The organism is Sphingomonas citri (assembly GCF_019429485.1).
Lineage (GTDB): Bacteria > Pseudomonadota > Alphaproteobacteria > Sphingomonadales > Sphingomonadaceae > Sphingomonas > Sphingomonas citri.
In genome coordinates, this window is record NZ_JAHXZN010000003.1 from 219,324 (window position 1) to 233,281 (window position 13,958).

Sequence of the window (13,958 nt, forward strand, 5' to 3'; positions counted from 1 at the left end):
ACGAGGTCCGGATCGGATCGGGCAGGCGCGTCGCCCCCGCCGGGGGCGCTTGCCCGGCGTTCCGTACGACGCAGCGGATCGCGACAGAGAGGGGGCAATGCGGATGGGTCGGGCGCGACAGGGACGGGCAGCGGCGATCGTCGTGCTGCTAGGGGCAGGAGCGCTGGCGCCCGCGGCCGCGCGTGCCGACTGCCAGGTCAGCAAGATGCTGGAGCTCCCCGTGACGATGGCGGGGCAGCGCCCCATCGTTCAAAGTCGCGTGCGCGCACGCGACGTCGCCTTCCTCCTCGACAGCGGCGCCTTCTAAAGCACGCTGTCGCGCGCCAGCGCGGCCGAGCTCGGGCTCAGGGTCGAGCCGCTGCCGCCGTCGTTCAAGCTCGGTGTGATCGGCGGATCCGCCAGCGCGGCCGTGGCCAAGGTGCGCGACTTCTCGCTGGGGCGCGCGACGCTGCCGCGGATCGACTTCATCGTCGGCGGCAGCGACACCGGCACGACCGGGCTGCTCGGGCAGAATATCCTCGGACTGGCGGACGTGGAATATGACCTGCCCCACGGCATGGTGCGGCTGATGCGCACCAGCGGCTGCGGCAAGGTCAACCTGGCCTATTGGGCCGGCGACAAGCCCGTGACGACGCTCACGCTGGAGCGCCCCGAGGTTGGCCCGTTCAAGCCGCACACCGTCGCGCGGGTGACGATCGACGGCACGTCGCTGCGCGCACTGTTCGACACGGGCGCCTCGGAGTCGATGCTCACGCGCGCCGCGGCGAGGCGGATCGGCGTCACGCCCGATACGCCGGGGGGTCGAGGTGACCGGGCCGGGGTTCGGCCTGGGCCAGCGCGGCGTGGCGGCGTGGCGGGCCACCTTCGGCTCGATCGAGATCGGCGGCGAGGTGATCAAACGGCCGCGGATCGCCATCGAAGACGTCGACCTGAAGCAGGCCGACATGCTGATCGGCGTCGATTTCTTCCTGACGCACCGCCTCTTGGTCAGCAACGCGACCCGGACGATGTACGTCACCTATGACGGCGGGCCGCTGTTCGGCCTCACCCCGCATGGCGCGCGCACCGCGGCGGGCGCGGCGATCGACCTGACGGATCGCGCCGGCGCCCCCACCGACGCCGAGGGGTTCAGCCGGCGCGGCGCGGTGCTCGCCGCCAATCACAAGCTGGCCGATGCGATCGCCGACCTCGACCGCGCCGTCGCGCTCGCGCCCAAGGAGGCGCGATACTATCGCCAGCGCGCCGCGGCGCGGCTCGCCGACCGACAGACGCTGCCCGCGCTGGCCGACCTCGACCGCGCGATCGAGCTCGCGCCGCAGGACGCCGAGGCGCGGCTGCAGCGGGCCAGGCTGCGGCTGGCCGGCGGCGACCGACCCGGCGCCACCATCGACCTGGAAGCGGCCGACGCGACTCTGGCGCCCTCCAGCGCGCCGCGGCTGACGCTCGCCGGCCTGTGGGACCGGGTCGACCGGCCCGCCGCGGCGCTCACCAGCTATGACGCCTGGCTGCGCACGCATCCCGAGGACGCGCGCCGTGCCAACGCGCTCAACGGTCGCTGCTGGGCGCGCGCGCAGCTCAACCGCGATCTCGACGCCGCGCTGGCGGATTGCGACGCCGCGCTGAAGCTCGCGCCCGACCGCCCTGCCTATCTCGACAGCCGCGCGCTGGTGCGGCTGCGACGCGGCGAGCTCGATGCCGCGCTGGCCGACTATGACAAGGCGCTTCGGCTCGCGCCGCGCATGGCCTGGTCGCTTTACGGACGCGCCCTTGCCGCCGCCAAGGCAGGACGCGCCGACCAGGCCGCGCGCGACCGCAGCGCCGCGCTGGCGATCGACCCGCACCTCACCGAGCGCGCCAGGCGCATCGAATTGGAGTGAGCCCCGGCTGTCGCAACACCGCGCCGAGCACTGTCCTTGTGCTCTCGCGCCTGCGGGACCTCTGCACCACCACATCGTCATTCCGAGCTTGACCCGGGATCCATGGTGCCGCGTACGACCAGGCCACTGCTATGTGGCACCTCAAGTCCGGGCTCTCGGCCGGGATGACGACGTTGAAGCGGCTCCGCAGAGGTCCCGTGCGGGCGGGAACCCCAGCAGAGCCTGGCGCCGCGGTCCGTCACCCTGTGCGACCATCGATCGCAGCGCTCGCGGGCGAACGGGCCGGTAACGGGCAGCCCCGACCTTCGCGAGCGCCGCTGTCGAGACCAGCCGCTTCGCTCGGTATCGTCCGGCGATCAAGGGATTGCGCTGACTGCCCCGGCCATTAGGTAGGGCCACGAGCGTGGGTGGAGTGGGAGAGAGCATGTCGACACAGGCCCGAGCGGCGGGCGCCGCACCGGCGCGCGCGGGCGCGACCGACGCGCCCGCGGACGTGATCATCGTCGGGTCGGGCGCGGCCGGCGGGATGGCGGCGCATAGCCTTACCAAGGCCGGGCTGCGCTGCCTGATACTGGAGGCGGGTCGCGACTATGACCCCAAGGCCGAAGTCAACATGTTCGCGCCGGAGAGCGACGCGCCGCTGCGCGGGGCGTCCACCCCGGACAAGCCGTTCGGCTATTTCGACGCCACCGTCGGCGGTGGTTGGGAGGTCGACGGCGAGCCCTATACCTCGCGCCCGGGCAGCGACTTCCGCTGGTATCGCCCGCGTATGCTGGGCGGCCGCACCAACCACTGGGGTCGCCACTCGCCGCGCTGGGGCCCGTACGACTTCAAGCCGTATTCGCGCGACAAGCTCGGGGTGGACTGGCCGATCGGCTACGACGACGTCGCGCCTTATTACGATCGCGTCGAGCGGATGATCGGGGTCAATGGCGGCAAGCTCGGGCTGGAGAACCACCCCGACTCGCCCGACGGCTGTCTGCTGCCGCCGCCCAAGCCGCGCGTCACCGAGATGATGATCAAGGCCGCGGCGGAGAGTATCGGCATCCCGGTGCGCGCCGCGCACACCGCGGTGCTCACGCGCGACATGCCCGACGACGTCGCGCCGCGCAGCGCCTGCTTCAATGCCACGCCCTGCACGCGCGGCTGCACGATCGGCGCGATGTTCCAGACCACCACCTCGCTGCTGCCGCAGGCGCAGGCGACCGGGCGGCTGCGCGTCGTCACCGACGCGATGGTGGCGCGCGTGCTGATGGGGCCGAACGGTCGCGCCACCGGGGTCGAATATGTCGATCGCAAGACCGGGCAGCGCCACCAGGTGAGCGCGCGCGCGGTGGTGCTGGCGGCGGGGACGGGCGAGACCGCGCGGCTGCTGCTCAACTCGGGCACCGACCGGCGCGGGCTCGCCAACGGCTCGGGCGAGCTGGGGCGCAACCTCACCGACTCCACCGGCGCCTCGTTCGCCGCCTATATTCCCAAGCTCGCCGGGCGACCGCGCTACAACGAGGACGGGATCGGCGGGCAGCACATCTATATCCCCTTCTGGCAGTACAAGGAGCAGGCGCGCGGCGAGCTCGACTTCGCGCGCGGCTATCATTTCGAGATCGGCGGCCGCTTCGACATCCCGCCGCCCGCGACGCTGCCGCGCGCTTATGGCAGCGCGCTGCGCCAGGCGGTGCGCCAGTCCTCGGGCGCGACGCTGCGGCTCACGCTGCGCGGCGAGATGATCCCGAACAAGGACACGTTCTGCGAGATCGATCCGGGCGTGAAGGACAAGTTCGGCATCCCCGTGCTGCGCTTCGCGTTCAAATGGTCGCAGAACGAGGTCAACCAGGTGGCGCACGGCCGACGCTCCGCGCACGCCGTGTTCGAGCGGCTCGGCGGGACGATCCTCAGCCCCGACCTGCCGATCGAGCAGATCATGACCGCGGGGGGCGAGATCATCCACGAGCTCGGCACCGCGCGCATGGGGGACAGCCCGCGCACCTCGGTGGTGAACAGCTACGGCGAGGCGTGGGAAGTGCCCAACCTCGTGCTGATGGACGGCGCGGTGTTCGCCTCGGGCGCGCACAAGAATCCGACGCTGACCATCCTCGCGCTCGCGCTTCGCAACTCCGAGCGGCTGGCGCAACGGATCAAGACGGGAGCTCTCGCGTGACGCTATCGCGCCGTACCACGCTGCAGTGGCTCGCCGCCGCGGCCGCTTTGCCCTTGTTCGAGCCGCCCGCACTGGCGCAGGCCGGCGCCGCCGCGGTCGCGCCGCCCTTCGCCGTGGTCGATTGGCCCGCCCTGCCCGCGGCGAAGCCCGCCCCCGGCTATGGCCGCGATCCCAAACTGATGGAGCCCAGCGTGCCGTGGCCGCTGACGCTCGACCGCGCGCAGCGCGCCACGCTCGACCTGCTGGGCGATCTCATCCTGCCGCCCGATGGCGACGCGCCGGGCGCGGGCAAGCTCGGCGTCGCCGCCTTCGTCGACGAGTGGGTCAGCGCGCCCTATCCGGTGCAGCGCGCCGATCGCGAGCGGATCCTGCCCGGGCTCGCCTGGCTCGACGCGCAGAGCCGCGCGCTCGGCGGCCGCTCGTTCGTCGCGCTCGCGCCGGCGCAGCGCACGACGCTGATGGACGCGCTGACGGTGGCGACGCCGGCGCCGCGGATGGTCGCGCCGGTCGCCTTCATGGACAAGCTGCGCTACCTCTTCGTCACGGGCTATTACAGCCTTCCCGAGGGCAAGGCCGACATGGGCTATATCGGCGACCAGCCGACCGAGGGGCCGTATCCGGGGCCGACGCCCGAGGCGCTGGCGCATCTCGACCGCGTGCTGGGTGAGTTGAAGCTGTCCCCGGCGGTGGCGCGGAGCTGAGGGGGCGAGATCGTAGATGTCGTGCGATCTCTCCCCTCCCCTTCAGGGGAGGGGGCGGGGGTGGGGCTCTCCCCAGGCGCAGCGTCCGGGCGAAGGCCCCACCCCAAGCCCTTCTCCGAAGGGGAGAGGCTTGTTTCGTAGCCCAGCCCGCCCCTCAACTCACCCCGCCGCCTTGCCCGGCACGTTGACGCCCATGCTCTGCAGGTAGCGCTTCACGTTGCGCGCCGCCTGGCGCAGCCGCTGCTCGTTCTCGACCAAAGCGATCCGCACGAACCCCTCGCCGTTCTCGCCATAGCCGACGCCCGGCGCCACCGCGACCTTTGCGTGGCTGAGCAGCTGCTTGGAGAATTCCAGGCTGCCGAGATGTGCCAGCGCCGGCGGCAGCGGCGCCCAGGCGAACATCGAGGCGCGCGGCGCGGGCACGTCCCAGCCGGCGCGCGCGAAGCTCTCCACCAGCACGTCGCGGCGCTTGTGATAGAGCTGTCGGTTCTTCTCGACGATGTCCTGCGGGCCGTTGAGCGCGGCGCAGGCGGCGGCCTGCACCGGCGTGAACGCGCCATAGTCGAGATAGGACTTCACCCGCGTCATCGCCGCGATCAGCTTGCGGTTGCCGACCGCGAAGCCGATCCGCCAGCCCGCCATCGAGTAGGTCTTGCTGAGGCTGGTGAACTCCACCGCGACGTCGCGCGCGCCGGGCACCTGGAGGATCGAGACGGTCGGTTTCCCGTCATAATAGAGCTCGGAATAGGCCAGGTCGGAGATCACCCAAACTTCGTTGGCGCGCGCCCAGGCGACCAGCCGCTCGTAGAAGGCGAGGTCGACCGTCTCCGCCGTCGGGTTCGAGGGATAGTTGACCACCAGCACGCTCGGGCGCGGCACGGTGAAGGCCACGGCGCGATCGAGGCTCTCGAAATAATGTTCGTCCGGCGTGGTCGGCACCGCGCGGATCGTCGCGCCCGCGATGATGAAGCCGAAGGTGTGGATCGGGTAGCTCGGGTTGGGCGCCAGCACCACGTCGCCCGGCGCGGTGATCGCGGTGGCGAGGCTGGCGAGCCCCTCCTTCGATCCCATCGTGACGACCACCTCGGTCTCGGGGTCCACCTCCACCCCGAAGCGGCGGCCGTAGTAATTGGCCTGGGCGCGGCGTAGCCCGGGGATGCCGCGCGACTGCGAGTAGCCGTGCGCGCTCGGCTTCTGCGCCACCTCGACCAGCTTGGCGATGACGTGATCGGGCGGCGGTAGGTCGGGATTCCCCATGCCCAGGTCGATGATGTCCTCCCCGCCCGCGCGCGCCTGTGCCCGCATCGCGTTGACCTCGGCGATGACATAGGGCGGCAGGCGCTTCATGCGGTAGAATTCGTCGGACACGGGCGGGCACTCCTTTCCGTTCACCTATATCGCCATTCGCCCCGCGCGGCACCCGCCCGACAGAAAAAGCCTTCGCCTGCGCTTCGCCGCGCAACGAGCTTGCGCTATGCCGGGCGCGCCAACGAGGAGCGACGAGCCGTGAGCGCGACGACCAAGCCGCCGATCCCCGATCTCGCCGAGCTCCAGCACTGGACCTGGGTGGCGGGACGCGCGCAGCAGATGCTGATGGAGGCGGGCGTGCCGCTCGCCGCGCCGGAGAGAGCGGCGGCGCAGGTGCAGGACTTCTGGAGCGACTATCTGGCGCTCTGGCAGCGCTTCGCCGCGCCCGACGCCGCCGCCGCCGCCACGCCCGAGAAGGATCGCCGCTTCGCCGCCGCGGCGTGGCGGGACCACCCGCTCTTCGACTGGATCCGCCAGAGCTACGCGCTGGTCGCCGACCACCTGCTGCGCGGCGTCGACCAGCTCGACGGCGTCGACGAGCGCACCCGCGCGCAGCTACGCTTCGCCGCGCGCGGCTTCGTCGACGCGATGAGCCCGTCCAACTTCGCGCTGACCAACCCCGAGGTGATCGAGCGCACGATCGCGACGCGCGGCGAGAATCTGCTCGCGGGGCTGCAGCACCTGCTCGACGACCTGCGGCGCGGGCAGGTGACGCACAGCAAGGAGGGCGCCTTCACGCTCGGCGAGGATCTCGCCACCACACCCGGCCAGGTGATCAAGCGCACGCCCTTCTACGAATTGATCCAGTACGATCCCACGACCGAGCGGGTGCTGGCCGCGCCGCTGGTGATCTTCCCGCCTTGGATCAACCGATTCTATATCCTGGACCTGACGCGTGAGAAGAGCTTCATCCGCTGGGCGGTGGAGCAGGGAATTACCGTCTTCGTCGTGTCGTGGCGCTCCGCCGACGCGGCGATGGCCGACGTGACCTGGGACGATTACGTCGCCGCCCAGCTCGACGCGATCGACACGGTGCGCGCGCTGCTCGACGTGCCCGCGGTCCACACCGTCGGCTATTGCGTCGCGGGGACGACGCTCGCCGCGACGCTGGCGCTGCTCGCCGCCAAGGGGGAGGAGGCGCGCGTCGCCAGTGCCACCTTCCTCACCGCACAGGTGGATTTCAGCCGCGCCGGCGACCTGCTCCACTTCGTCGACGACGAGCAGCTCAAGGTCATGGCGACGCTCAGCCCGCAGGGCTTCCTCGACGGCCGCTATCTCGCCGCGACCTTCAACCTGCTGCGCGGGCGCGACCTGATCTGGAACTATGTCACGCAGAACTATCTGCTCGGCAAGGATCACGTGCCGTTCGACCTGCTCCACTGGAACGGCGACGTCACCAACCTGCCCGCCAAATGGCACCTCGCCTATCTCACCGACCTGTACCGCGACAACCGGCTGGCCAAGGGGGAGATGAGCGTGGCGGGCGTGCCGATCGACCTCGCCCGCGTGACCACGCCGAGCTACGTCCAGGCGGGGCGCGAGGACCATATCGCGCCGGCCGAGAGCGTGTGGAAGCTCACCGAGCACTTCCGCGGGCCGTTACGCTTCGTGCTGGCCGGATCGGGCCATATCGCCGGCGTGGTCAACCCGCCGGCCGCGAGCAAATACCAGCACTGGATCAACGAGGCAGGCGCGGCGTCGCTCGACGAGTTCGTCGCCGGCGCGCGCGAGGTGAAGGGCAGCTGGTGGCCCGACTGGGCGGCGTGGCTGCGCGCGCTCGCGCCCGAGGAGGTGCCCGCCACCGGCGCGCGCGTGCCGGGCGCGAGCGCGCTGGCCGCGATCGAGCCCGCACCAGGAAGCTACGTGCGCGCGCGGTGACGCCCTCCCCCCGCGCGGGAGAGGGGCGATCCGCCTCAGCCCGCCTTCTTCGGGGTGAGCCGCAGCAGCTTGGCGTCGGCGCCGTCCTCGAGCAGCCAGAGCGCACCGTCGGGGCCGCTCACCACCGCGCGGATGCGGTTGCCCATGTCCCAGCGCTCCGCCTCGCGCGCCTTGGTGCCGTCGAACGCGATCCGCACCAGAGCGGTCGCCGCCAGCCCGCCCACGAAGGCCGAGCCGCGCCAGTCGGGGAACAGCGTGCCGTCGTAGAAGGTCAGCCCGGCCGGCGCGATCACCGGGTTCCAGTAGAGCGCTGGTTCGGCCAGGTCGGGCCGCGTCGTCGGGCTCGGGATCGGCACGTCGTCGTAGTTCGAGCCGTAGGACACTAGGGGCCAGCCGTAATTCCTGCCCGGCTCGATCAGGTTGAGCTCGTCGCCGCCCTTCGGCCCCATCTCGACGGACCACAGCCGGCCCTGCGCGTCGAAGGCGAGCCCATAGGGGTTGCGATGGCCGCTGCTCCACGTCTCCGCCGGCGTCAGGTTCGGCGCGGGCACGGTGACCTGCCGACCCTTGGCCTTGGCCGCCGCGACGGTGTTCTCGGGCGGGTCGATCAGCGACAGCGTGGTGGCGCCGACCTTGCCCTCGGCGGGATTGCCAGGGGCGGGCTTGCCGTCGAGCGTCAGCCGCAGGATCTTGCCGACGGGCTGGTCGGGGTCCTGCGCCGGCGTCATGCGCTGGCGGTCGCCCGCGGCGAGGAACAGGTGCTGGCCGTCGGGCGCGAAGGCGATATAGGCGCCGAACTGGCCGCCCTGGCCGCGCGGCAGCTGCCGCCAGATCACCTTGAGCCCCGCCAACGCGGGTGCGGCCGCGGCAGGATCGATCGTCGCGCGCGCCAGCGCGAGCGAGTCGCCGCCGGTGCCGGGCTCGCTGTAGCTGATGTACACCGCGTGATCGCTGGCGAAGCGCGGCGACACGGCGACGTCGAGCAGGCCGCCCTGGCCCTCGTCGTGCACCTTGGGCACGCCGCTTACCTTGGTCTTCTTGCCGTCGGTGGTGACGAGCCAGATCTGCCCCGGCTTCTCGGTCACCAGCATGCGCCGGTCGGGCAGGAAGGCGAGCGCCCAGGGCTGGTCGAAGGTCGTCACGGTGGCGGTGTCGAACGGCTTGGTCGCGGCCGGCTTGGCATCGCCGTAATTCACCGGCGCGGCCGCGGTGGTGGGCGCGCCGCTGCTCGGGGCGGCGGCGTTCGGCTGCTGCTGGTTGCTGGCCGGGGTGGTCGTGCCGCCGCACCCTGCCAGCGCCGCGGAAATCGTCGTGAAGGCCAATAGATTCCGCAGCATAGATCCTCTCTCTTACCCGGGTCGCGCGCGACCTTAGTGGCGCCGTCGGCGCTCGCCTAGGCGGCATCGCGCTGCCGCAGGGCAGGCCGCGGCGAGTTGCCGTCGCGGAAGGACTAATCTATGCTAGCCAGCATCTTGGACGATCCTTCCCGCGCCTCCCCACCGCTGCTCCCGCGCGAGCCAGACGCCGCGGTCCGCGCGGCGGTGGCCGCATTCGCGGCGCGACTGGCGCAGGGCGATCCATGGGTCGCGGCGTTCGACGAATCGATCACGCCGATGGCGATCAGCGACCCGACGCTGCCCGACAACCCGTTGCTCTACGTCAATCGCGCGTTCGAGGCGCTGACCGGCTTCACCGCGGCCGAGTTGGTCGGCCGCAACTGTCGCTTCATGCAGGGCCCGCTGACCGACCCCGCCGAGGTGACTCGGCTGCGCGAGGCGATCGCGCGGCACGAGCGCGTCGAGGTCGACCTGCTCAACCACCGCCGCGACGGTGCGCCCTTTTGGAACCGGCTGACCGTCGCCCCCGTGTATGACGCTCACGGGTCGCTACGGTACTTCGTGTCGTCGCAGCTCGACGTGACCCTCGAGCGCCATCGGCTCGCGCGATTGCAGCAGGATCGTGAGCAGCTCGCCCTTGAGGTGGCCGAGCGCGACGCCGCGATCGCCGAGCGCGAGGAGCGGCTGGCGCTGGCGCTGCGCGCGGGCGGGCTGGGTACCTTCTCGCTCGATCCGGCGACGGGCGCGATCACCTCCTCGGCGAGCTGCAAGGCCAATTTCGGTCGCGCACCCGACGAGGATATCACGATCGACGAGCTGGTCGCCGCGGTGCACCCGATCGACCGCGATCGCGTCGCGGCGGCGATGACCGCCACATTCGAGCGCGGCGCGGCCTATGACATCGAGTATCGCGTGCTCACCCCGGCGGGCGAGCAGCGCTGGATCGCGGTGCACGCCGAGATGCAGTATCGCGCCGACGGCACGCCGCTGGCGATGGTGGGCTTCACGACCAACATCTCCGACCGCAAGTTCGCCGAGGAACATCGCGCCGTGCTGGCGCGCGAGCTGACGCATCGCGTGAAGAACATCCTGGCGACCGTTGGCGCGGTGGTGAGCCAGACGCTGCGCGACGCGCCCTCGCTCCCCGCCGCGCGCGGCGCGGTGGCGGGGCGTATCGCCAGCCTCGGCGCCGCGCACGAGCTGCTGGTGCACGACGAGGTCGAGGGCGCGGCGATCGGTGATATCGTCGAGCGCGTGCTCGCGCCCTTCGCCGACCGCGACGGCCGCCGCTTCGACGCGGCGGGACCCTCGATCCGGCTCAGCCCCGAGATCACGCTGGCGCTGTCGATGGCGTTGCACGAGCTCGCCACCAACGCGATCAAGTACGGCGCCTTGTCGGTGCCGGAGGGGCGGGTGACGATCCGCTGGACGCTGGCGGGGGACGACGGCGCGCGCCGCTTCCGTTTCTCCTGGGTCGAGCAGGGCGGCCCCGCGGTGACTCCGCCGGCGCGCGTCGGCTTCGGCTCGCGCATGATCGAGCGCGTGCTGGCGCCGCACGTCAGCGGTCCGGTGGCCGTGGCCTATTTACCCGAGGGAGTGCGGTTCGAGGTCGAGGCGCCGGTGTAGGGCGGGGGGCGCATGACCTCGGTGCACGTGAGGGTGCTTGATGAGGGCGGTCTTTGCCGCATCGTCAGCCCCTAATTTGACATGACCCGTTGTTCGTCATCCCCGCGCAGGCGGGGATCCAGACGCGCGGGTCCCGCCTTGAGCCGCGACCTCAGCGTTCATGGATCCCCGTCTTCGAGGGGATGACGGTATCGAGGGCAAGGGAGTGAGACTCTCGACATTCCGTCGCTACGTCTGGCTGCCTCGATCCGTACCCGTTCTGACAGCGGCCAGGCACCATGGCGCAGAGCCGCCCTGCCACCCTCACCCCAGCCGCCCGCGCGCGCGCAGCTCGTCGCTGGCGATCGCGCGCAGCCGCGTGGCGACGCGCGGGTCCAGCCCGAGGTCGTCGGCCGCGCGCTCGCGCCCGTCGAGCCGGTGCGGGTCGGTGCCGGTGAGCGTGCCGAAGGTCATCAGCGCCTCAAGGTAGTAACCCTCCGCGCTGGCGTGATACTGGTCCCAGCTCCACAGGCTGACCTGGCCGAACGCGATGCCGTCATAGGGATCGGGGTCGGCGAGCCCGTCGCGGATCGCGCGGTTCCATGCGCTGCCCACCGCCACCGCGGCGGTGAGGCCGTTCCCCTCCGCGACCGCTCGGTCGGTCGCGGCGGCGAGCTCGTCCGCCATCGCGACGATCGGCTGGCCGGACCAGCGTGCGCCGGGGCGGTAGGTGAGGTCGGCGCGCGACCAGGTGGCGACGAGGTCGACGATCACCGCGGGATTGCGCGCGCGGAACAGCGCGGCGAGGTCGCGCGCGGCGGCGACGTGGCGCGCCGGGTCGCCGGGTCGCGCCGGATCGAGCGTGCTGTAGCCCTGCAGCACGACCGCGTCCCACGATCGATCGATCAGCGCGCGCCGGTTCTGGAGGTGCCAGGCGAGTTCCTTGCCCGGCGAGGTCTCGAGGCTGACCTGCCAGTCGAGCCCGGCCTCGTCGGCGAAGGTCTTGAACAACGCGGGCACGCCGCCGATCCCCTCGCCGTTGAGATCGGTGACGCGATCGGGTCGGTAGCGCTGCACCGGCGAGTTGGCGCCGAAGGTGAAGCTGTTGCCGATGAAGAGGACGGTGCGCGCGGCGGCGGTCTGGGGCAACGCCGCGGCGAGTAGCAGCACGGCGACGAGCGCGCGGGGGAGGAGGCGGGTCATGCCGTCAAGACAGCAGACCCGCGCGCCGCTGCCAAGGGTATAGCGCGGCGCCGATCCGCCCGCTTCAGCGGAGGACCGGCGCCGTCGCGGCTCAGCGACCGATGCTGGTATACTGGAAACCCGCCGCGGCGATCTCGTCGGGCGTGTAGATGTTGCGCAGGTCGATCAGCACCGGCGTCTTGAGCAGCGACTTGACGCGATCGAGGTCGAGCGCGCGGAACTGGTCCCACTCGGTCACGATCGCGAGCGCGTCGGCGCCCTCGATCGCCTCGTACGGCCCCTTGCAATAGACCACGTCGCCGAGCAGCTTCTCGGCCTGCTCCATGCCCTCGGGGTCATAGGCCTTCACCGTCGCGCCGGCGTCCTGCAGCGTCTGGATCACGGCGATCGCGGGCGAGTCGCGCATGTCGTCGGTGTTGGGCTTGAAGGTCAGGCCCAGCACCGCGACGGTCTTGCCGCGGACGTCGTCGCCCATCGCGTGGACGATCTTGCGCCCCATCGCGCGCTTGCGGTTGTCGTTGACCGCCACCACCGCCTCGACGATGCGCTGCGGCGCGTCATAGTCCTGGCTGGTCTTGAGCAGCGCCAGCGTGTCCTTGGGGAAGCACGAGCCGCCGTAGCCGGGACCGGCATGGAGGAACTTGGCGCCGATGCGATTGTCCAACCCGATGCCGCGGCTGACGTCCTTCACGTCCGCGCCCACCTTCTCGCACAGATCGGCGATCTCGTTGATGAAGGTGATCTTGGTCGCGAGGAAGGCGTTGCCGGCGTATTTGATCAGCTCGGCGGTGCGGCGGCGGGTCACCAGGATCGGCGCGGCGTTGAGGTACAGCGGGCGGTACACCTGACGCATCACGTCGGTGGCGCGCTCGTCCTCCGAGCCGATGACGATGCGGTCGGGCCGCTTGAAATCGTCGATCGCGGCGCCCTCGCGCAGAAACTCGGGGTTGGAGACCACGCCGAAGTCCGCGTCCGGGGCGGCCTCGCCGATGATCCGCTCCACCTCGTCGCCGGTGCCGACGGGCACGGTCGACTTGGTGACGATGACGGTATAGCCGGTGATCGCCTCACCGATCTCCTTGGCGGCGGCGTAGACGTACGACAGATCGGCGTGACCGTCGCCGCGGCGCGACGGCGTGCCGACCGCGATGAAGACCGCGTCGGCGTCCTTGACGCCGTCCTTGAGGTCGGTGGTGAAGCGCAGGCGCCCGGCCTGGACGTTACGCGCGACGAGATCCTCCAGACCCGGCTCGTAGATCGGCATCTTGCCGGCGAGCAGTCGCTCGATCTTGCCCTGATCCTTGTCGACGCAGACGACGTCGTGGCCGAAGTCGGCGAAGCAGGTGCCCGATACCAGCCCGACATAGCCCGAGCCGATCATGGTGATGCGCAAGGTGGTCGCTCCTGTTGATTGACGATGGGACGCGATCGGCCCCTCGCACGGAGCGCTACCCGTTACGTTCGCGGTCTGGCAAGCCGCAAGCGGTGCAGTGCAGCATTCAACTGCTTGGATATGGGGCGGCTGGTACAGCGGGGCGGGGTCGGCGGGCGGTCGCGCGGCGCCAGCGCCGGCGGCGGTGCTGCGCCACCGCGGCGATGGCGACGGGCCACAGCATCGTCAGCGTGACGTCGCCGAGCGTATCGCGCAGCGTCCAGCTCGGCGACGCGGCGAGCCAGTCAAGCGCTTCGTTGAGCATCTCGGCCGCGAACACGCAGTGGAGTGCGGCGAACGAGCCGCGCCGCTCGCGCAGGACGAGGCGCGCCAGCAGATAGATCGCGAGCCCGGCGTGGACGTGGAGCAACGGCGCGGGCCCGGCGGTCGCGACGATTTGGTCAATCAGCTGCTTGTAGGCGCGAGCGAGTTCCATCGCGGCCGGTGTAGCGGGGAGGG

At 71.2% G+C, this 13,958-nt stretch carries 13 protein-coding genes and 1 pseudogene; 8 read left to right on the forward strand and 6 right to left on the reverse strand.

Features of this window, described 5'->3' with window-relative positions; genetic code table 11:
* The first annotated feature begins 97 nt into the window (after window positions 1-97).
* Together KZ820_RS21905 and KZ820_RS22180 are read left to right on the forward strand one after the other, a co-directional pair.
* Complete coding sequence (locus tag KZ820_RS21905; RefSeq protein ID WP_258048098.1) at window positions 98-307, forward strand: hypothetical protein; 210 nt, start codon at window positions 98-100, stop codon at window positions 305-307.
* A 51-nt stretch (window positions 308-358) separates the two neighbouring features.
* Window positions 359-454 (forward strand): annotated as a pseudogene (locus tag KZ820_RS22180) (hypothetical protein); the annotation flags it as partial.
* A 149-nt stretch (window positions 455-603) separates the two neighbouring features.
* On the opposite strand, the gene KZ820_RS22185 reads toward KZ820_RS22180, so the two are convergent.
* A complete protein-coding gene (locus KZ820_RS22185; RefSeq protein WP_308462213.1) occupies window positions 604-783 on the reverse strand; it encodes a hypothetical protein in 180 nt (59 codons plus the stop codon).
* On the opposite strand from KZ820_RS22185, the gene KZ820_RS22190 reads away from it, so the two are divergent.
* The 4 genes from KZ820_RS22190 to KZ820_RS11460 all read left to right on the forward strand — a co-directional run bounded on the left by KZ820_RS22190 (window position 719) and on the right by KZ820_RS11460 (window position 4,736).
* Window positions 719-1,024: a hypothetical protein gene (locus tag KZ820_RS22190; protein ID WP_308462211.1), complete on the forward strand. Its 306-nt coding sequence runs from the start codon at window positions 719-721 to the stop codon at window positions 1,022-1,024. The genes KZ820_RS22185 and KZ820_RS22190 overlap by 65 nt on opposite strands.
* Window positions 945-1,877 carry a tetratricopeptide repeat protein gene (locus tag KZ820_RS22195; RefSeq protein ID WP_308462204.1) on the forward strand — a complete coding sequence of 311 codons (933 nt, stop codon included), beginning with the start codon at window positions 945-947 and terminating at the stop codon, window positions 1,875-1,877. The genes KZ820_RS22190 and KZ820_RS22195 overlap by 80 nt, the downstream gene beginning before the upstream one ends.
* A 424-nt stretch (window positions 1,878-2,301) precedes the next feature.
* Window positions 2,302-4,035, forward strand: a complete 1,734-nt coding sequence (locus tag KZ820_RS11455; RefSeq protein ID WP_219748745.1) for a GMC family oxidoreductase — start codon at window positions 2,302-2,304, stop codon at window positions 4,033-4,035.
* Window positions 4,032-4,736, forward strand: a complete 705-nt coding sequence (locus tag KZ820_RS11460; RefSeq protein WP_219748746.1) for a gluconate 2-dehydrogenase subunit 3 family protein — start codon at window positions 4,032-4,034, stop codon at window positions 4,734-4,736. The genes KZ820_RS11455 and KZ820_RS11460 overlap by 4 nt, the downstream gene beginning before the upstream one ends.
* 159 nt (window positions 4,737-4,895) lie before the next feature.
* Here KZ820_RS11460 and KZ820_RS11465 read toward each other — a convergent pair whose 3' ends face one another.
* Window positions 4,896-6,104 carry an LL-diaminopimelate aminotransferase gene (locus tag KZ820_RS11465; RefSeq protein ID WP_219748747.1) on the reverse strand — a complete coding sequence of 403 codons (1,209 nt, stop codon included), beginning with the start codon at window positions 6,102-6,104 and terminating at the stop codon, window positions 4,896-4,898.
* Between the two features lie 138 nt (window positions 6,105-6,242).
* Here KZ820_RS11465 and KZ820_RS11470 point away from each other — a divergent pair, with 138 nt between their 5' ends.
* The gene (locus KZ820_RS11470) at window positions 6,243-7,922 is read left to right on the forward strand and encodes a PHA/PHB synthase family protein (RefSeq protein WP_308462205.1); all 1,680 of its coding nucleotides are present in this window, start codon (window positions 6,243-6,245) and stop codon (window positions 7,920-7,922) included.
* A 35-nt stretch (window positions 7,923-7,957) separates the two neighbouring features.
* Here KZ820_RS11470 and KZ820_RS11475 read toward each other — a convergent pair whose 3' ends face one another.
* Window positions 7,958-9,259, reverse strand: a complete 1,302-nt coding sequence (locus KZ820_RS11475) for a PQQ-dependent sugar dehydrogenase (protein ID WP_219748748.1) — start codon at window positions 9,257-9,259, stop codon at window positions 7,958-7,960.
* A gap of 120 nt (window positions 9,260-9,379) precedes the next feature.
* Here KZ820_RS11475 and KZ820_RS11480 point away from each other — a divergent pair, with 120 nt between their 5' ends.
* Complete coding sequence (locus KZ820_RS11480; protein ID WP_219748749.1) at window positions 9,380-10,885, forward strand: HWE histidine kinase domain-containing protein; 1,506 nt, start codon at window positions 9,380-9,382, stop codon at window positions 10,883-10,885.
* A 303-nt stretch (window positions 10,886-11,188) separates the two neighbouring features.
* On the opposite strand, the gene KZ820_RS11485 is transcribed toward KZ820_RS11480, so the two are convergent.
* From KZ820_RS11485 to KZ820_RS11495, 3 genes are all read right to left on the reverse strand, one after another.
* Window positions 11,189-12,067 carry an SGNH/GDSL hydrolase family protein gene (locus KZ820_RS11485; protein ID WP_219748750.1) on the reverse strand — a complete coding sequence of 293 codons (879 nt, stop codon included), beginning with the start codon at window positions 12,065-12,067 and terminating at the stop codon, window positions 11,189-11,191.
* A 91-nt stretch (window positions 12,068-12,158) separates the two neighbouring features.
* Window positions 12,159-13,460 (reverse strand): UDP-glucose dehydrogenase family protein, encoded by a 1,302-nt coding sequence (locus KZ820_RS11490; RefSeq protein WP_219748751.1) that lies wholly within the window; start codon window positions 13,458-13,460, stop codon window positions 12,159-12,161.
* Window positions 13,461-13,566: 106 nt separating this feature from the next.
* Window positions 13,567-13,935, reverse strand: coding sequence for a hypothetical protein (locus KZ820_RS11495; RefSeq protein ID WP_219748752.1), 369 nt, complete (start codon window positions 13,933-13,935; stop codon window positions 13,567-13,569).
* Window positions 13,936-13,958: the final 23 nt, after the last annotated feature.